General features: G+C 59.0%; 14 protein-coding genes. 5 read left to right on the top strand and 9 right to left on the bottom strand.

Annotated elements, in window-relative coordinates; translation table 11 throughout:
* The first annotated feature begins 94 nt into the window (after positions 1-94).
* Positions 95-1,993: an HNH endonuclease signature motif containing protein gene (locus BSP239C_RS09380; protein WP_257930149.1), complete on the top strand. Its 1,899-nt coding sequence runs from the start codon at positions 95-97 to the stop codon at positions 1,991-1,993.
* A gap of 194 nt (positions 1,994-2,187) precedes the next feature.
* Here BSP239C_RS09380 and BSP239C_RS09375 read toward each other — a convergent pair whose 3' ends face one another.
* From BSP239C_RS09375 to BSP239C_RS09350, 6 genes are all read right to left on the bottom strand, one after another.
* Positions 2,188-2,901, bottom strand: coding sequence for an IclR family transcriptional regulator (locus BSP239C_RS09375; RefSeq protein ID WP_096161358.1), 714 nt, complete (start codon positions 2,899-2,901; stop codon positions 2,188-2,190).
* Positions 2,902-2,946: 45 nt separating this feature from the next.
* Positions 2,947-4,149, bottom strand: coding sequence for a CaiB/BaiF CoA-transferase family protein (locus tag BSP239C_RS09370; RefSeq protein WP_101572181.1), 1,203 nt, complete (start codon positions 4,147-4,149; stop codon positions 2,947-2,949).
* A gap of 11 nt (positions 4,150-4,160) precedes the next feature.
* Positions 4,161-5,441, bottom strand: a complete 1,281-nt coding sequence (locus BSP239C_RS09365) for a TRAP transporter large permease (protein WP_101572179.1) — start codon at positions 5,439-5,441, stop codon at positions 4,161-4,163.
* On the bottom strand, positions 5,438-5,986 hold the full coding sequence (locus BSP239C_RS09360) for a TRAP transporter small permease (RefSeq protein WP_226831548.1): 549 nt from the start codon (positions 5,984-5,986) through the stop codon (positions 5,438-5,440). The genes BSP239C_RS09365 and BSP239C_RS09360 overlap by 4 nt, the downstream gene beginning before the upstream one ends.
* On the bottom strand, positions 5,983-7,065 hold the full coding sequence (dctP, locus tag BSP239C_RS09355) for a TRAP transporter substrate-binding protein DctP (protein WP_096161128.1): 1,083 nt from the start codon (positions 7,063-7,065) through the stop codon (positions 5,983-5,985). Before dctP ends, BSP239C_RS09360 begins: the two co-directional genes overlap by 4 nt.
* Positions 7,066-7,179: 114 nt before the next feature.
* Positions 7,180-7,878 carry a FadR/GntR family transcriptional regulator gene (locus BSP239C_RS09350; RefSeq protein ID WP_101572177.1) on the bottom strand — a complete coding sequence of 233 codons (699 nt, stop codon included), beginning with the start codon at positions 7,876-7,878 and terminating at the stop codon, positions 7,180-7,182.
* A gap of 205 nt (positions 7,879-8,083) precedes the next feature.
* Here BSP239C_RS09350 and BSP239C_RS09345 point away from each other — a divergent pair, with 205 nt between their 5' ends.
* Positions 8,084-9,253, top strand: a complete 1,170-nt coding sequence (locus BSP239C_RS09345; RefSeq protein ID WP_101572175.1) for an acyl-CoA dehydrogenase family protein — start codon at positions 8,084-8,086, stop codon at positions 9,251-9,253.
* Here BSP239C_RS09345 and BSP239C_RS09340 read toward each other — a convergent pair.
* Positions 9,207-10,169: a LysR family transcriptional regulator gene (locus BSP239C_RS09340; protein WP_101572173.1), complete on the bottom strand. Its 963-nt coding sequence runs from the start codon at positions 10,167-10,169 to the stop codon at positions 9,207-9,209. The genes BSP239C_RS09345 and BSP239C_RS09340 overlap by 47 nt on opposite strands.
* Before the next feature lie 82 nt (positions 10,170-10,251).
* On the opposite strand from BSP239C_RS09340, the gene BSP239C_RS09335 reads away from it, so the two are divergent.
* Complete coding sequence (locus BSP239C_RS09335) at positions 10,252-11,274, top strand: DMT family transporter (RefSeq protein WP_257930148.1); 1,023 nt, start codon at positions 10,252-10,254, stop codon at positions 11,272-11,274.
* Positions 11,275-11,298: 24 nt separating this feature from the next.
* Here BSP239C_RS09335 and BSP239C_RS09330 read toward each other — a convergent pair whose 3' ends face one another.
* The gene (locus tag BSP239C_RS09330; protein ID WP_257930147.1) at positions 11,299-12,327 is read right to left on the bottom strand and encodes a siderophore-interacting protein; all 1,029 of its coding nucleotides are present in this window, start codon (positions 12,325-12,327) and stop codon (positions 11,299-11,301) included.
* A gap of 285 nt (positions 12,328-12,612) precedes the next feature.
* Here BSP239C_RS09330 and BSP239C_RS09325 point away from each other — a divergent pair, with 285 nt between their 5' ends.
* Complete coding sequence (locus BSP239C_RS09325; protein WP_101572169.1) at positions 12,613-13,581, top strand: ABC transporter substrate-binding protein; 969 nt, start codon at positions 12,613-12,615, stop codon at positions 13,579-13,581.
* Positions 13,582-13,651: 70 nt separating this feature from the next.
* Complete coding sequence (locus BSP239C_RS09320; protein WP_101572167.1) at positions 13,652-15,079, top strand: D-serine ammonia-lyase; 1,428 nt, start codon at positions 13,652-13,654, stop codon at positions 15,077-15,079.
* Here BSP239C_RS09320 and BSP239C_RS09315 read toward each other — a convergent pair whose 3' ends face one another.
* Positions 15,080-17,827 (bottom strand): hypothetical protein, encoded by a 2,748-nt coding sequence (locus tag BSP239C_RS09315; RefSeq protein ID WP_101572340.1) that lies wholly within the window; start codon positions 17,825-17,827, stop codon positions 15,080-15,082.
* Positions 17,828-17,905: the final 78 nt, after the last annotated feature.

Genomic DNA, 17,905 nt, shown 5'->3' with positions numbered 1-17,905 from the left:
GAAAGAAAATCGAAACTCGCAGGTCAAAATAAGCGAAACAGGAGTATAGTTAGAGGAAGAGCAACGACGATGTTGGCGAATGGACTTCAGTACCATGACTCTCACCCCCGACCGCACACCAGGACACTCGGAAGAGCGTGACCCACGCCCCGGTACCGGTGATGCCATGGCGGGGGACGATGCGGCTTCTGAGGCGGCTGAGGCTTCGTCGTCAGCAGACGGGCCGCCGTCATTGTTCGACCAGCTCAAAGACTCCGACTTCGACCTCACCGGCCACCCTCTGGCGAAGAAGTTCGAATCCCTGCCAGCCGTACCCACAGGTGACCATGAAGACCCGATTGATCAGGGTCAGGAGGGTGAGTCGAGTGGTCAGGGTGCTGCCGATGATCAGGGTGAGGTGGGCACCGATGTTTCGGTAGCCGCTGATGACAACGAGACCGAGGGAGTCAGCGACGTTACCGAGCCGTTGACTGGCGATGGCTTCGCTGCGGCCAGTCCGGCTCCGACTCTCGGTGCTTCAGCTGACAGCCCAGTCTCTGATGTCAGCAGTTCGAGTCCTCACCCTTTGCTGTCGAGTGAAGAGTGGACGGATCTTGCACGCTTCGCTCCCGAAGTCACGAACAGTCTCACCGCGCTGAGCGGACTCAAGGAGGGGCTGCGGACCTTCGACCGGCGTATGGGTCCCGAAGAGGCCATCAGACTCATCGACGGGCTCGAAGCCCTGGGCCGCGTCAACGAAGCCCTATCCACCCTGGCGTTGGCCGTGTGTGAACGAGTCGGGACACCCACCGACTATGGTGCCAAAACCACGAAGGCCCTCATCCAAGACCGGTTGAATATCACCAGCCGCGAAGCCAACCGGCGTACTGATATGGCGAAGAACCTCGGCGGTCGGGTCACCCTGACCGGTCAGCCACAGGCACCGGTCTGTCCTATCGTCGCCGATGCCTTCAACGAAGGTCGGCTCTCAGCCGACCAGGCCAGAGTCATCAAGGACTGTTTGAAGAAGCTGCCGGCCTGGGTGAGCCAGGCTCATCGTGATTATGCCGAAGCGATGCTGGTTGAGAAGGCACCAGTGGTGCGGGTCCATGACCTCCACGCTATCTTCGCCCGCCTCTTGGCCCACATCGATCCCGATGGTCAAGAACCCGTCGATGCCACGGACCGGACCAAGTACAAAGTGAACATGCATGCGTGTGACAACGGGGACTGGGAGATCACGGGTCTCCTCGACCCCGTCACCGGTGGCCAACTCAACGGGTTACTGACACAGAGAACCAAAATCGCGAAGAACGACAGTGCAATCGATGCAAACGGTGGAAACACCATTGCTGGCAGTAACGATCATTCCGCGAGCGAGTCCGGTGCTCTCGAGGATGGAACTCTCGTTGACATGTCGGGACAGCGGTTGAGTGCTCAGGAGTGGATCTACGAACGCTTCGCGACGTTGATCGGGCGTATCGATATGACGCGGACTGGTCAAGGCTCGCAATACGCACTCGTCGTGACAGCCAAGGCCGAAGATCTTGCGAATGGAACCGGGGTCGGTACCACGGGGACTGAGAATCCGGTCCCTATCAGTGAGCTGGTTCGTCATGGTTTGAACGGGGCGGTGTTCTTCGAACTGATCTCCGAGAAGGCGAAGACGATGCAGGTGGTCACGGAGAATCGGTTCGCGAATGCGAAGCAGATCGCGGTCCTGACTGCTCGTGATCAGGGGTGTACGTTCCCTGGTTGTGATGCTCCGCCGGGGTGGTGCGATGCCCACCATATTGTGGAGTGGGCACAAGAAGGTAAAACCGATATCAATAACATGATGTTGAGTTGTTCGGCTCATCACCATTTATTGGATCGGTCGGATTGGGAGACAGTGATGCTTCAGGATGGTCGTCCGGCGTGGGTGCCTCCTGCCTCGATCGATCCGGGTAGGCGACCGATCTTGCATGCGAAGTTCGTGGCTCAAGACGTCATCGACACACTCTTCGACGAATGAGTTGGAGTGGACTATAGCCGCTTTAGGTGCCTGGGCTTCCACTCGCTGGAAGCTGAGCGTGCCAGATCATGCTTGCGGGAAGAGGACCTCTTTCTGGAAGCGAGGCGAACTTGAACACCGGTCTCCGGTGGCAACTGGTTTTACTGGCAGCTGCCTCCCGGCGCTACACCACGTGGAAGTAGATGACCATAATTTCAGGGTTGACCGAACCCCGCGCGCTCGAGCAGCTCGCGCGCAATATCTCCGTAGTGTTGCAAGTGTGGTTCTGTCCTGGTGGTTGGGCCCGCGATTGTGATCGCTGCATTGAGCACCGAGTCGACGAACACTCCTACTGCGGTAGCTGCCACGTCGGGAACTGTCTCTCCGCGATTGAGTGCGGTTCCGGAGGCGCGAATTCCAGGCAGTTCTGCTTGCAGCTTCGACCGCTGGTTGGGCTCGAATTTTGCGAGCAGTTCTTCGTCCCCGGGTTTCGGCTGTAGTGCGAAGAACAGCTTTCCTGAGGACGTTGGTAACAATGGGCGTCTGACTTTGAGCTGCGGGACATAGCAGACTTCATAGTCAGCGGGCAGACTGTGAACATAGACAACCGAGCTGGCAACACGAATGGCCACAGTTACGGTCTCACCAGTGCGAGCTGAGATCTCTTCGAGCACATCCTCAATGAGCAGCACAATCGAGTTCTCAGCTGGGCCGAGGACATGCGCGACGCCTGTGCCGAGCATGTAGCCGTCGTGGACTTCGTCGAGGTATCCTTCCGCGCACAACCCCTTCACGAAACCGTAGACACTGCTCTTGGGGGCTTCGAGCTCGCGTACCAGGGTCGTCAGGCTGACAGCTGTATCTCCCGATCGGGCGACCGACTCAAGTATTCGAACAATACGATTGACCGTACGATGTGTCGATGTCATGGACTCTCTCTTACCGGATAGTGGTGTGAGAGACAGCGTACAGAGTCAATTCGAATAGCCGATCATGTCGAAGACCTCGGCGCGGTCGGCATCGATTGCCGAAGTCCCTCTCACCGGGGGCCGTGGATGGTTGACGAAAGTGAGAGGTGATCCTACGTGGACGAAGTCGCCCTCGTTTGAGTGTGAGGCACGCGAGAGCATCGACGACGCTCCCAGATATTCGTCAGTTGGTATTTCCTCGACCTTCATGACCTTTTGAACTGGAATGGAAAGAACCTCGCATTCCTCCTTGATCTGCGTACACGTACGTGTCGAGGCATACTCGGCGAGAACGGACTCATAGACTCTCGGATTACGAGTCCTTGCCTGATTTGAAAGTAGATCAGGGTGGTCCAGGTAGTCGGGTCGATCAATGATTGCGCAGAAATCAGCCCAGTTCTTGTCTGTATAGGGCATTACACACATGAAGCCGTCGAGAGCTTGATGAGGCCTGTGTTCGGGGGAGAGTACACGCGACCATCCGACATCTCCGCGGGGAGGGGAGTAGGTCCGGCCGCCAAGGTGTTCGACCAACGTGAACGCCGCCATGGTTTCGACCATCGGAACATCGACCCACGTGCCCTTTCCGCTCGCCTGCGTTTTGAATAGGGCTGCCAAAACTGCCTGGACCATGGTCATTCCGCAGACTTTGTCGGCCACGACATAGGGAGAATAGCTTGGCCTGCCATCGCGCAAGCTGTATGTGTCTGCGACACCAGACCCTGCTTGGATGATGTCGTCGTAAGCTGGCCGATCACCCAGGTCGGAATGGGAGGAGAAGCCCTGCGCAGTGCACAGGATCGTTCGAGGATTCAGTCGGCGGACATTCTCCCAGTCAAGCCCGTAGCGACGTCGTCGCCGGGGCAGCAGATTGGTGATAATGACATCCGACCAGCCGATGAGGTGTTCGAGGACGGGCCGATCGGCTTCGGAGCCGGCATCGATCTCGATGCTGTGTTTTGAAGCATTGAGGTTCATCGATAGCACGCTGTCTCCGGATACCCCACCAAGTCCTATGCGTCGGCCGATGTCCCCGCCCGGTTGCTCGGCCTTTATCACCGTGGCACCAAGATCGGTAAGGATCTTCCCTGCATACGGCGCCATTATGACAGTGCCCAATTCGAGAACCTTCAAACCGTCCAAGACGGGCCGGGTAGACGCTGAAGGATCGGTTTTGTCCGAACTTGGTTGAGAAGGAGCGGAGTTCACTGCTTATTTCCTCAATTCACACTTGTGGTCAGAAACAATGACAGATCGGGGAACACGAATATCAGGGTCGTGACGATGAGCATTGCAATAATGAAGGGAACTGAGCCCATGAAAACGGTTTCGACTCTGATTCCGGCCGCGCGAGACACGACAAACGCGTTGAGCCCCAGGGGTGGGGTGATCAGCCCGATCTCTGCTAAAAGTATGACGATTACGCCGAACCAAATCGGGTCGAAGCCGAGCGCTTCGACAACTGGAAGAGTCACCGGAACTGTCAGAGCGATAATCGCCATTTGATCCATGAAGAACCCGAGCACTAAATAGATGAGCGCAAAGATGACGATGACGAGAGTCGGAGCGATCGCTAGACCTTGGACGTATTCCACCACTGTTGGAGCGACCTGAGTTTGTGTAAGGAAGATCCCGAACACATGTGCCGCGAAGACGATGGAGAGTATCATCGCGCTGCTGGAGACACTGCCCACAACAGCGGATTTGAGGTTTGACCAGGTCATCGTCTTCATCGACACCATAAGGAAGAGCCCGCCTAAGCATCCAAGCGCCGCGGCCTCGGTGGCGGTTGCGATCCCGAGAAAGACCGTTCCTACGACTACAGCGAACAGGAAGGCAATCGGCAGTAGGCCTTTCAAAGCGGTGAGCTTGGCCATCCATGGAGTGCGCTCGGTTGCAGGAGCATGTCCACGTAGACCCATCACCCAGACTGTGATTGCCAGTCCCAAGCTCATGAGTATGCCGGGGATGACTCCGGCGAGCAGCGTCTTTCCGACGCTGGTTTCAGCGGTGATGGCGTAGAAGACCAGCAGGATACTCGGCGGAATCATCGCAGCCAGTGTGCCCGCGCTTGCGACCGTTCCGCTTGCAAGTCTGGGACTGTAACCCTGCTTGAGCATTGTGCCTGTAGAAGTGTGGGCAAGTGTGGCTGCTGCGGCTGTTGAAGACCCCGACACTGCCGCGAAGCCTGCGCCTGCCAATACCGCTGCGATGCCGGTTCCGCCTCGAATTCGTCCGATCAACGTACTCGCCGAGTTGAACAAGGTGTCCAAGACCCCACTCTTGAGAACGAGATGGGCCATGAGGATGAAGAGTGGGATTGCAGCGAGCGAATTGCTACCGACCGAGCTCATCGGAATGACTTCGAAGACTCCGATGAGGTTCTCGCTACCTCCCACCCACAACAGACCAATACCAGCTGCGCCCAGGATCGCGAAAGGAATAGGAACCTTGATGAGGATGAGAATCAGTAGGACGACGCTGATTGTTATGGCGATCACGCGTCTTCACCCCCGGTTGCGTTGGCATTGGCTGATGATGAACCTGTGATGACATTAGGAGTGTCGACGACAGCGACGAAGAACAGGGCCGCAGCTCCCACTGGCTGACTAAGTTGCCACAGCCATGTCGGAATTGGAATCTCGCTTGAACCCGGAGGCGGAGCGTCGCCTAGAGTGAACGAATCCATGGCCGTCACCATGCCTCCGTATGTAAGAGCCGCAGTAATGAGGATGAGTACTAGATGCCCGATGATGCGGGCACTCGTACGCCACGCAGTTGGCAATCTGTCGTAGACGAGCTCCGCAGTGACATGTCCCGCAGTCAGATACAGCCAGGGCAGCGCAAGGAAGACGGACATTGGCATGAAGATCCGCTCAACTGCACTGATATTCCAACCAAGAGGGTTGGTGAAGACATAACGCATCAAGGTCTCTGCCAGCATGACCAGCGCCATGGCTGTGATCGCCACACCGGCAAGCGTCACGCTGACGATCTTGATGGTGTGAATCGTCCGCTGTATCGCCGATCTGTGTTCACGAGTCATTTCGAGTTCCCTTCGTATCGCGCGATGAGAGCTTCGTACTGGGAGAGCACCTGTGAACCCGGTTTGCCGATCGAATCCATGTTTTCGGCCCATTGTTTGCGCACAGGTGCCAGCTTGTCTTCGAATTCCTTCATTCCCTGAGCATCGGGGGTCTTGAACTCGACCCCGTCCTTGCCGATCGCGTCGATTGCTGCTGGGGTCTCGTCATTGACCGCCTGACACAGGCTGTTCTGCGCATCGTGGCCGGCCCTCTCGATTCGACTCCGCATTGCAGGGTCAAGTTCGCTCCATGTCTCTTCGCTGATGACATATGGAATCGCGAATGCTCCGATGTTCAGTCCTGTCGTCGAGTAGTCGAGTACCTCTTGCAGCTTGTACGGGAGCACGCTGATGAAGGGAAAAGCCACGCCGTCCACAGTCTTCCGGGACAGCGCTTCATATGCCTCGGGCGCCGGCATGCTGACAGCTGCCGCCCCGAGGTCGGAAAGAGTCGCGTCGAGAGCTCCGCCTGAAGTTCTGATATTGAGTCCGCGAAGGTCCGAAGGAGAATTGATCTGGCGGCTGACAGTCAGAATCTCGTAGCTGGGAAGCACCGACACCCACAGTGGACGCAGACCACGTGGTGCATATTCCTCTTGGTAGAGAATCCCTCCCGGGGACATCATGTCGAACAGAGCTTGTGCGCCCACGCAAGAATCCTCAACCATGCCTGGCAAGTCGGACACACTGGATAAGGGAAGCTGGTCGGAGAGATAGGCCGCCGAAGCGGGGGTAATGTCAAGAACTCCCGATCGATTGAGAGACACGAGGTCTCGCGGAGTCCCCATTTGTCCTGCCGGGTAATAGGCGAAGTCCAGTGTTTCCTCTGAACCGCCGATAGGACCGCTGTCTGGATCCGAAGCTTCGTCCATGAAGATGCTGACTCCGGATTCCGCGAAAATATGTGTGGGAGCATAGCTGTCGGCCAAGGACAGAGTAGTCGTGTCTGCAGTTGTTGCCGGGGTACATGAACTCAGTGTCGTTGACGCCAGAATGAGGACGGCGGACAGTGCTGCTATGACCTGTGTGCGTGACTTCATTACACCTCCATTGGTATATGCGCACGAACGGTACGTATTAACGAATACTGTAGACGAAAACAGGTTGCCCAACAAGGGTGATCTCACTGGTTAAACTTCGCTCGGTGAGTGACTTCAGTGTTTGTTGGACAACCGGATATGGGCGCGTAGGTGCTTGCGCATCACGTCGGCAGCACGGACTCCGTCACGCGACTTAATTGCAGAAAAGATGTGCTCATGGGCTTGCACCAGTTCCCGAAGCTGACCCGGCCCGACAAGATGAGGGTCGTCGGTGAGTACTTCAATAGGGCCAATGAGCCCCGCGAGGATCGCGGATAGGGCGTGATTGTGGCTTCCCTGGGCTATGTGGAGATGGAAGCGAGCGTTGGCCCGCAGGAAAGCCGGCCGATCGGCTGGGTTGCCAACTGGCCGGATAGCCGCAGTCATCTCCGATTGGATTGCTGAGAGTTTGCCAATTTCATCCTCGCTCATTCGAGTCGCAGCGAGGTCGGCACACTGGGGCTCGATGGCCAGGCGAGTCTCCATGAGATCACGCTCCGCGATTCCGCCAGTTCCGATGACGAGCTGGAGAGAGCTTGTCACTGTGTCCCCACTCGGCGTGGTGACGAAACTACCGCCATTCCGTCCGATTTTTCGCTGGATCATTCCCTCGGAGGCCAATGCCTGCAGGCCGGCACGAATTGTGGTGCGGCTGAGTTCGTAGTGCGCGGCGAGTTCGCGTTCCGCGTCTAGCCTGGTGCCTGCAGGTAATGTGCCGTCGAGAATTCGTGAGCGCAGCTCGGCGACGAACCTGGAAGTCTCGGTCGTGTTCATGAGTTCTTTCTTGAGTCTGACGGGATCCTCGATTACATTCTATATTGGTACTACCAAATAAAGTGCGATCGAACTCGTTGTACAACGACAACCACGGAGGGCCGGATGAGAATTTCGGGTATAGGTGTGACAGCGATTCGCGCGTATTAGCCGCAATCGTCGAATCGTTCGACCTTATGGCACTGAATTTATCGAGGAGATTATTATGGCGGATTTCGCCTTGACTGATGATCAGCTGATGGTGCGCGAAGCCGCCCAGGAAATTGTGGCTCAATTCGACGACGAGTACTGGGCTGACAGGGACGCCAACCATGAGTTCCCGACGGAGTTCTACAACCTGCTGGCGGAGAAGGGGTGGCTCGGTCTGACTACGCCGACTGAGTATGGGGGCCACGGTCTTGGCATCACAGAGGCGACCCTATTGCTCGAATCGGTTGCAGCTGCGGGTGGTGCTATGAACGCGGCGAGTTCGATCCATATGACGATCTTTGGTCTACACCCGGTAATCAAGCACGGCAGCGAGGAGCTCAAGAAGGCTAACTTGCCGCTGATCGCGGAGGGTAAAACGCACGTATGCTTCGGAGTGACTGAGCCTGACGCAGGTCTTGACACAACTCGAGTGACTACTTTCGCGAAGCGGCGGGGCGATGAATATGTAATCTCTGGCCGTAAGGTTTGGATTTCGAAGGCGATGGAGTCCGACAAGATCCTTTTGTTGGCGCGCACCACGAAGCGTGAAGATGTCGAGAAGCCGACAGACGGTATGACCTTGTTCTTTACTGACCTCGACCGGACTCATGTGCAGATCAACCCGATCCGCAAGATCGGACGCAACGCAGTCTCCTCCAACGAGCTCGTTATCGAGGGCCTCGTGGTCCCTGAATCACATCGAGTGGGCGAGGAGGGCAAGGGGTTCAAGTACCTCTTGGACGGACTTAATCCGGAGCGCATGCTCATCGCGGCAGAGGCTCTGGGGATCGGACGTGCGGCACTTGCCAAGGCGGTCAAGTATGCAAATGAGCGGGTCGTCTTCGATCGGCCCATTGGTATGAATCAGGGGCTCCAGTTCCCATTGGCAGATTCCCTCGCGAAGCTTGACGCTGCTGAGCTGGCACTTCGGAAGGCTACTTGGACCTACGATCAAGGGCTGGCAAGTGGTCGGGAGGCAAACACAGCAAAATATCTGTGTGCCGAGGCTGGGGTGGACGCTGCGGATCGCGCGGTTCAGGTGCACGGTGGAATGGGATACTCAGAGGAGTACCATGTGGGGCGTTATCTTCGGGAAGTTCGGCTCATGAAAATTGCACCCGTGAGTCAGGAGATGGTGCTTAACTACCTCGGTTCCCACGTTCTCGGGATGCCGCGAAGCTACTGAATCGAGCCGCGGTTCCTCTGCTCTTCTCGGCATCGTCACTGGCAAGTTCATGAAGAGCAGAGATCGCATCATCGATGACTTCCTGCTGCGGATGACCAGGGTCGCTGATGGCGTGGACATAGCGGATCGGCTCGGGTGCTGCCAGTGGCACGATAGCCACTCCGGCTGGAAGTTGGTCGATGCCGAGGCGGGGGAGCAGGGTGATCCCCAATCCACGGCTGACCATGTGGAGCGCGGCGACGTACGAGTGGGCTTCGTGTTTGAACTGCACCTGAACTCCAGCCCGGGCGCAGGCGTCGAAGAGGATCGTCCTGCATGGCCCCTCGCCTCTATCGTTGTCGATCCACGAGTATCTCTCCACTTCGATCAGCGAGAGTTCTCTGCGTGTGGCCAGCTCGTGGTTTTCGGGTACAGCGACGACGTACGGATCTTCAAGCAGAAGGCTGCTGTTGATCTGAGGTGGAAACGGTGGGTTTTTGGATTCGGTGATGATGATCTGGATGTCGGACCGACCCTCATGCCATTGATCCTCAGCCAAGTTGAGTTGAACTGCCGTATTCGGGAACTTATGTTCGAGGAAGAGCACCAGTTCCGGCATCCATCGGTTGCCTGCGGTGCTGAAATATCCGATCGACAGTCGGTTGACTCGGCTGTCTTTCAGATCTGAGATGCGCCGCTGCAGTCGGCTCGACGATTCGAGGACTCCGTCGACCTCTCCCATAATGGCGGTGCCGGTATCAGTCAGGCACAGGCCTCGGCCTCGGCGTCGGAACAATGTCAGTCCAGCGTTCTCTTCGAGCAGCTTGAGGTGATGGCTGACTGCCGACGGTGACAGGCCGAGATGCTGAGCTGCTGCTCGAACGGAGCCGGTGGCGGCAACGGATTTGAACGATCGCAATTGGATGACATTGTTCATTCAGCAACCGTACGGACTCTGCGCACAGATGTGCAATAGTGTGCGCTTTTAATTGACGGCAAGCAGCAGAATAATCGTAGCCATGAAGGACTGCTCAGACGCCGGAAATTGCGCGCCGATTCAGATGACCACCACTGCCGCCTCGATGTTTGACGTGCCCCCGCCACCGGTCGAGCCAGTCGCGGAAGAAACTCCGCCACGGATCATGCCGTGGATAGCGGCGTTGTTGACGATGGTCTTCTGGGCCTCGTCGTTCGTCGTCATTCGCGATGCCGGCGACCACTACTCCCCAGGTCCTATGTCACTGCTGCGGATGGGCGCTGCTGTGATCGTCCTCTCCGCCTGGATGCTCTTTCGCAAGCCGAGGTTCCCGACCTCGAAGATGACATGGCTGATCATGCTCATCTGGGGAGTTGCCTGGTTCGCCGGGTACACGGTCGTCCTCAACGCAGCCGAGCAGTCGATCGACGCAGGAACAGCTGCGATGATCGTCAACATCGGCCCACTCTTGGTCGCCGTCTTTGCGGGGCTGTTTCTCGGCGAGGGGCTGCCGATCAGGCTGCTCATCGGCATAGTGGTTTCGATGGCTGGAATCGGGATGATCACGGTGGCCAGCTTCACCGGAAAGTTCACCATCGGCGGCATGCTCCTCAGTCTCACCGCAGCGATTCTCTATGCCTCCTGCGTGCTGCTGCAGAAACGGTTCCTGTCCCACACTGATTCTGTGACCGTGACCTGGGGAGGCATTCTTACCGGAACCCTTGCCTGCCTCGTCTTCGCGCCCGGATTGATCGCCGAGGTGGCCCAAGCTCCCGTCGACATCACCGTTCAGATCATCTACCTCGGCGTAGTGCCCACCGCACTCGCCTTCAACCTGTGGGGATATGCGATCCGTTACCTTCCGGCTGGTGTCCTGAGCTCTTCGGGGCTGCTTGTCCCCGCGATCGTCGTCGTTCTCGCCTGGCTCATTCTCGGCGAAGTTCCACCGCCGCTGGCAGCGCTTGGCGGCGCATTCTGTCTCTTCGGTGCGGCTTTCACCATAGTCCCGCAAGTGCTGCGTTCGACCTCAAAGAGCTCGACGGCGAATCGAACTGCTCACAACTGAACCCGAGTGGCGCCGCGACGATGATCAGCCTTCGGCTTTGCCCTGACGCCAATAACCCATGAACGCGATCTGATGACGATCGACGCCCACTTCTTGGACGAGGTAACGACGCAGACGTTTGACAGGGCCGGCCTCACCCGCAATCCAGGCATAGAACGGGCGGGCATGTTTGTCGGTGCCACTCGAACTGCCTTGAGCGGCCTGCGTCAGCGCAGCCGGCACATCCCACAGAATCTCTTCGTCGATGTTCACGTCGTCGAGCTCAACAGACCGTTTGCTTGGCGCGCCGGCACTCATGTTCGCACCCGTACCAGCACCCACCTCGGCGAGGGCATGGTCCTCGACTCTGACAGCATCACGGACAGCCGGCTCAAGCCGCTGACCATGGGCGGCGGTGTCGCGGGGCAGCCACTGGATCTCGAACCCTGCGGGCGCGTCCAGATCAAGAACATCCTCGGCGGTCGGGACCTCGAGAATTGCCTTGCCCTGCACCTTGGCGTCCTTCAGTGACTCAAGGATCGATGCGATCGCGGGCACCGCGGTCTCGTCACCGGCGAGGAGGATGGTGTCGGCATCCGCGGGTGCGAACTCGATGCCGGCCGTGGGTCCTTCGGCATGACGCGATGGTCCGATGATGTGCAGGCTGTGGCCGACCTCGGCGTTCTGCGCCCAGGCGGCAGCGGGGCCCGAGTGGCCCTGATCGTCGGTGTGGAGAACCATGTCGACGACGAGTTCGCAGGCTTCTTCGCGCCATTCGCGCACCGTGTAGGTGCGCATTTCACCGCGCATTTCAGGGTCGAGCTGCAACCATGCCTGGTACCAGGACACGCCGGAGTCGGGGTCCTGCTCATCGAGGAAACGGAGGAGATCGAACTGCGGCTTCGTTGCTCCGGCCGAGGGGATGATGAGTTTGAACCGCAGGTCACGGGGGTGACTGCTGCATCCGAAGTCCCTGAGTCCTTCGCCGCCGAAGGTGATTCGGCGGAAAACGGGGCTGAGATCTTCGATGCCGATTACGGTGGCCTCGAAGGCGGTGATGGGTGCTTGTGGCACAAATGCTCCTTCGTCCCTCGCCGTGGCGGGGAACTCGGTACGTCCGCCCGTGGAGAGAAGCTCTCTGCGGGCGGTGTGGTGCAGGGTCATCAACCAGTCTACGCCACTTGAGTAAGGATAGCCTTCCCAAATAATGCTACGGTGTTCTCGGCTGGCGTCCAAGGGCCCCGATCGGTGACGTTCAGCTGCTCACCAGACGAAGATCCAGCTGCGTGCCAAACGAATTGTTCACCCCCTCGCTCGATTCCACCGATCGCAGCACAGACGAATACCGGAAGGTCATCCATGCGCCGCCGCCAACTGCTCGCATTATCCGTACTCGCTCCATTCGCCCTTGCCGCCTGCGGCAGCCCCGGGAGTGAAGCTGCCACCACAGGGACAACCGGGACGCAGGGCTTCTCCTATAGTCCGAAAGGTTACGATGACCTCACCATTGAGCTGGACCGCCCAGCTGAACGGATCGCAATGGACTTCTACTCCGCCGCGGCGCTTGCCCCCTATGGAATCAAGCCGGTAGCCGTCTACGGCTTCGGTCAGAATGAGTCCCCCGGAAAGTCGTTTGACCAGACAGGGGTAGAAGTCGTCGGCACCGATATGGAGTTCGACCTCGAAGCCCTCGCGGCGACGAATCCCGACATCATCATCGCCTATGGCAATGACAAAGGCGATGGGTGGACATGGTGGGACGACAAGCTGAAAGACCAGGTGGCGAAGCTCGTTCCGTTTGTCCCGGTCAAGCTCGACGGTGGAACGCCAGAGGACATGTTTGCCCAATATGCCGCGATCGCACAGGCGCTCGGCAGAGACACTGAGACTGGGGAGATCGCACAGCAGCGCAAAGCATTCGATGCCGCTCGACAGAGAATCCGCGACATCACTGCTGACAAGGACTGGCTGACCGTGCTGCTCGCGAACTTCAGCCCCGAGATCAACTACACAGCCAAGAAGTTGGGTGTCGCGAAGATGCTCACCGATGACGGTCTGAATCTCGTTGGGCCCGAGTCTGGGAAGGACACCAGCTGGGCCGAAGTCTCCTGGGAGAAGATGAGCGACTACCCAGCAGACGTCATTCTCGTCCACGACGCATCGACCGACTACGAGGACAACCCCATCTTCAAAAGTCTGCCCCCGGTCAAGCACAAACAGCTCGGCACCTGGGACGACAAACGCGCCTACACCTACGACGGCTACACCGACTGGCTCGGCGAACTCGCGGATGTGTTGGAAGAAGCGAAGGACATCAATAAGGACTGAGTTCCGAACCCCAGGGATAAGATCAGCGTATTGAGTCCTTCGACACTGCTCAGAACCGGAGTCTGCCCGTATGACCCCTCAATCACAGTCTCAGCCGAACCCTGAGATCGAATTCGATGCAGCCGACCCGGTGATCCGGTCCCTAGCAGCCGGTGAACCGACAACCTGGCTGCGCAGCGACCTCGACCCCACAGCCGAGGTACTTCAGGGTATGGCCGCGAGCTTCGAAGCCGATGCGGAACGCCGAACAGGTGTGAATCCCGGAATCATGGGTGCGGCCGCGCAGCGTTTCGAACGGTTTGCTCCATGGTTCGCTGAAGCCTTCCCGGAGACCTCAGGCGCTGAGGGGATCATCGAATCTGCTCTTGTTCCTGCCGATGCTGCCCAAGCCGATCTCAACCAGCGCCTCGGTGTCGAACTTCCCGGCAGGCTGTGGCTCAAGCGCGATGATGCCCTTCCGGTCAGTGGATCGATCAAGGCCCGTGGAGGTTTCCACGAAGTACTTGAATACGCCGAGGCGGTCGCCGCCGAACAGGGACTGAGCACGAACGAGCCCACCACCTACAGCTCCGAGGAATTTCGCGCGCTCGCCGCAACTCACCGGATCGTTGTTGGTTCAACCGGAAACCTGGGGCTGTCGATCGGCATCCTCAGTGCGGCACTTGGCTTCGCAGCCTCTGTGCACATGTCGGCCGACGCACGAGAATGGAAGAAGGAGCTCCTGCGCGGTCACGGCGTCGAGGTGATCGAACACGCCGGTGACTTCGTGGCAGCGGTGTCAGCCGGCCGAACATCGGCCGAAGGAGCGCCGCGCACTCACTTCGTCGACGACGAAGACTCACGCAGTCTCTTCGCCGGGTATTCGGTGGCGGCTCTGCGTCTCAAAGAACAGTTCGAGGCTGCACAAGTGGCCGTCGACGCTGATCACCCTCTGGTCGTGTACCTGCCCTGCGGGATCGGCGGCGGACCCGGCGGAGTGACCTATGGACTCAAACGCGTCTTCGGCGACGCTGTGCACGCCATCTTCGTCGAGCCGAGCCAAGCACCCGCCATGTTCCTCGGCGTGAGAACCGGATTGCACAGCGCGATCTCAGTTCAGGACATCGGCCTGAGCGGAGCCACAGCCGCCGACGGTTTGGCTGTGGCACGACCCTCGCGCTTCATCGGTCCGGTCATCAGCCCTCTGATCTCGGGATTCGCTACGGTCACCGACGAGGTCATCAAGGCGGGAGTGGCAGTGCTCCACCAGACCGAAGGCCTCGATGTCGAACCATCGGCGACCGCGGGACTGACCGTTCCCTGGCGAACGATGGACCACCTCGGCGAGGGGCAGGGAGAGGGGCAGGGCGACGGGTCGGGCGATGACGGGTCGGGCGGTGACGGATGGGCAAACGCTACGCATCTGGTCTGGTTGACGGGCGGTGCCATGGTGCCGCCCGCCGATCACGAGCGATATCTGGCCGAAGGCCTGGATCTGCTGCCGAGGCTCAACTCCTGATCAGTAGCCGTACGAGTCACCTTCGATGTTGATGACGACCTTGCCGTCGACGATTTCGGCAGTTCCGTCGACCGAGAACGTCACAGTGTCATCAAGGGTCTCCGACTCATCGAAGTACGACTCGTACTTTCCGGTCACAAATGCCTCACCTGTCGACTCGGTCGAGATCGGCCAGGCTGGACCACCGTTCGGTCCGGTGGATTCTTCAGGGTCGAAGTAGCCTTCGCCCGACGAATCGCCCACACTGGCCGTCGGATACGAAGAGATCGACCATTTGATGTTTGTCGCGTCGTGGCTCTCGGCGCTGTAGGAGCCGAAGGGGCAGCCGTCGGGTTGGGCGACGGTCTTTTTGGCGCAACTGTCGATGAGCGTCTTGACCTGCTTGTTCACCTCGGTGCGGAAAGCATCGGTGGGCTGGGCCGCGAGCATTGCGGGCTCGTACTCTTCCATATCTCCTTCCTCAGCGAAGAACGCGCGGGCCTCGATCTCGTCTGCGGATACCAGGTCAGTCTCTTCGGATAGCCCGATGGTGTACATTCCCGGGAATGCGGGAAGTGAGAGGGCAGATTCATTGGTTTCGATATCGATGCCGTTGATCTTGACCTTGTCCAGGCCGGGAGTCTCGACGGAGAGGTAGAAGAGCTCGGGTACCTGCAGCCTCCAGTCGTCGAAGAACAGTGCCTTCTTGCCCGCCTTGTGCAGTGAGAAGCTCGTTGTGCCCTTGCTGCCTCCGACGTCGTAGGTCGCGGTCACTGTCGCCGAGTTCCCATTGACATCAGCATCTTCGACGGTGACGTCCTTCGGCAGGGCTTTCGCTGCACCGAGAACGTCGTTCGTGAGCAGCTGCCGCTGCTCGGTGGGTACGTCGACATCGGCCATCTTCAGCGCGCCTTCGGCATCTCCATCGGAGAGTTCCGAGAAGTACTTCTCAACGGCGGCCTCGGGGCTGAAAGTGTTCCCGTTGATCTGCGTGACGACGATGAGTGCGGCGACGATTGCGAGAACCGCCGCGCCGCTGATCACACCGACCAGAGTGGCCTTCTTCTTGTCGAAGGGCTTGGCTGGTGCTGGTCCGGGAGGTGGGGGCGAGCCAGCTGTGGAATAGGCCCCACTCGGAGGAGTAGACATCGGGTAGGTGGCATCGGCAGATGGGTACGCCCCGGGTCCAGCGTGAGTAGGGGTAGGGGAGCCTGATTGCGGGACGTTTGAATAGCCCGAAGAATCTGCTCCAGGAGTCGGGGCAGAACCAGTAGTCAAGGCCGAACCAGGAACGGAGGTTGGACCGGTGCCTGAGGTAAACGATCCGGGCTGGCTGCCAAATGCCGCAGCAGCGCCGGCAGCACCGGCACCAGCCGCCGTCATGCCGACTCCGGCTCCGCGACCGGCGACGGCGTCAGGATGGATGAGGGGATGGCGTGGTTCGCTCATCCTCAGAGCCTGGCCCCAGTGCGGGTGGACGGCCCGCCCAGCGAAGAATTTCGCGACCGTTGGAATGGTCAGGACAAGCCGCGGGCCGAGGGTCCTCGACAGAACCTCGATCACAGCACCCCAGACGGCAAAGATGAGGAACGACCAAGCCAGAGGGCTGACACCAGCACGGGCGGTGCCGAAACTATCGAACATCGACGCAGCCTCGGCAGACCCCTCAAAGTGAATTCGGAGGGGAACCGCCAGCACCGAGACCAGCCCCCAGATAGCGCAGAAGGCCAACGGAATCTTCCACGCAGTGGTCCATTGTTGTTTGTCCTCGCCAGTGACTGTCCAATAGGGACGACGAGTCACGGTGGCGACCAATGTTGCGGCGAGGATGGCGGCCACGACGGCAAGCAGCCCGATCCACAGCTGCCCGGGCGCCTCGCGGCTGAAGATGGTCAGTGACTCCGAGAATCCGCCAGAGTCGTATCCCATCATGTCCCCCTGTGACGTGGCACTGACTCCGCCGAGGTGGACGAGCATGGTGAGGATCAGACCCACATTGATGAAGAGTGCAGGAATCGTCTGCCAGGGCATGTCGAAGGACAGCGGTATGATGAAGATCGCGACGACCGACAGGGCAAGGGTGGTCACGATGAGGTGGGTCCACGTCACGAGAATAGGCGGGACGAGCCACCGCAGGAAGGGAGCACCGATGGCCTCGCTGCCCTTGAAGTGCCCGGCGATCCTCGCGCAGATGCTGGTGCTGAGGACGGCGAGCAGAGGCAGGAAGAACGAACGAACGGTCACAGCGGAGAACTCGAGATCGATCACGCCGCCGCTTTCCGTGATGGAGAAGCGTGCCGCAAAAATCACCTCGAGAAGAAGCAGAACGAGGGCCATCGCCAAGGTTGTGATTCCGATGCGGATCCAGGTGATGCCGCGGTTGGGCGACGGTGATTTCAGCTCGCTGCGCTTCGTGAACCACCACAGCACACCGATGACGATGATGGTGATGAGCAACGGCGCACCGGAGGCGAAGAAGCTGCCGGTTGCCTGGCCCATGTCTCCAGCCTGCACATTGAAGCGGAACACACCCGAACCGAATAGAGACATTGCCAGCAGGACGAAGGGCAGCGCATAGCTGATTCCGTCGGTGTTGAAGCCTGTCTCTTCAGCAAGATCCGTGAAATCGCCCATCGAGGTGAGCAGCGCCGCGACGATGATCGAGACGATGATTCCGACCAGAAGCGCAAGCCCAGCCGGGATCAGAGCGCTGCGCCATGTGGATCCCTGGCCGAATGCTGACAGGTACTTCGCCGCAGACGGAGACATCTGAGGCTGAGGATACTGAGGCTGCTGGGGCGGCTGAGGATAGGGAACTCCCTGAGGTTGACCGCCGAGATGGCCGTC

Origin of the sequence: Brevibacterium sp. 239c (genome assembly GCF_900169365.1) — a bacterium.
Classification (GTDB): Bacteria; Actinomycetota; Actinomycetes; order Actinomycetales; family Brevibacteriaceae; genus Brevibacterium.
The sequence above is the reverse complement of the archived record's forward strand: the minus strand, read 5'-3'. Positions and strand labels throughout refer to the sequence as shown.

Bases quoted from the DNA above. Each gene is read 5' to 3' on its own strand.
- BSP239C_RS09345 (WP_101572175.1), top strand. From the start codon at position 8,084: ATGGCGGATTTCGCCTTGACTGATGATCAGCTGATGGTGCGCGAAGCC.
- BSP239C_RS09325 (WP_101572169.1), top strand. From the start codon at position 12,613: ATGCGCCGCCGCCAACTGCTCGCATTATCCGTACTCGCTCCATTCGCC.
- BSP239C_RS09340 (WP_101572173.1), bottom strand. From the start codon at position 10,169: ATGAACAATGTCATCCAATTGCGATCGTTCAAATCCGTTGCCGCCACC.
- BSP239C_RS09315 (WP_101572340.1), bottom strand. From the start codon at position 17,827: ATGTCTCCGTCTGCGGCGAAGTACCTGTCAGCATTCGGCCAGGGATCC.
- BSP239C_RS09380 (WP_257930149.1), top strand. From the start codon at position 95: ATGACTCTCACCCCCGACCGCACACCAGGACACTCGGAAGAGCGTGAC.
- BSP239C_RS09335 (WP_257930148.1), top strand. From the start codon at position 10,252: ATGAAGGACTGCTCAGACGCCGGAAATTGCGCGCCGATTCAGATGACC.
- BSP239C_RS09320 (WP_101572167.1), top strand. From the start codon at position 13,652: ATGACCCCTCAATCACAGTCTCAGCCGAACCCTGAGATCGAATTCGAT.
- BSP239C_RS09375 (WP_096161358.1), bottom strand. From the start codon at position 2,901: ATGACATCGACACATCGTACGGTCAATCGTATTGTTCGAATACTTGAG.
- BSP239C_RS09360 (WP_226831548.1), bottom strand. From the start codon at position 5,986: ATGACTCGTGAACACAGATCGGCGATACAGCGGACGATTCACACCATC.
- BSP239C_RS09350 (WP_101572177.1), bottom strand. From the start codon at position 7,878: ATGAACACGACCGAGACTTCCAGGTTCGTCGCCGAGCTGCGCTCACGA.
- dctP (WP_096161128.1), bottom strand. From the start codon at position 7,065: ATGAAGTCACGCACACAGGTCATAGCAGCACTGTCCGCCGTCCTCATT.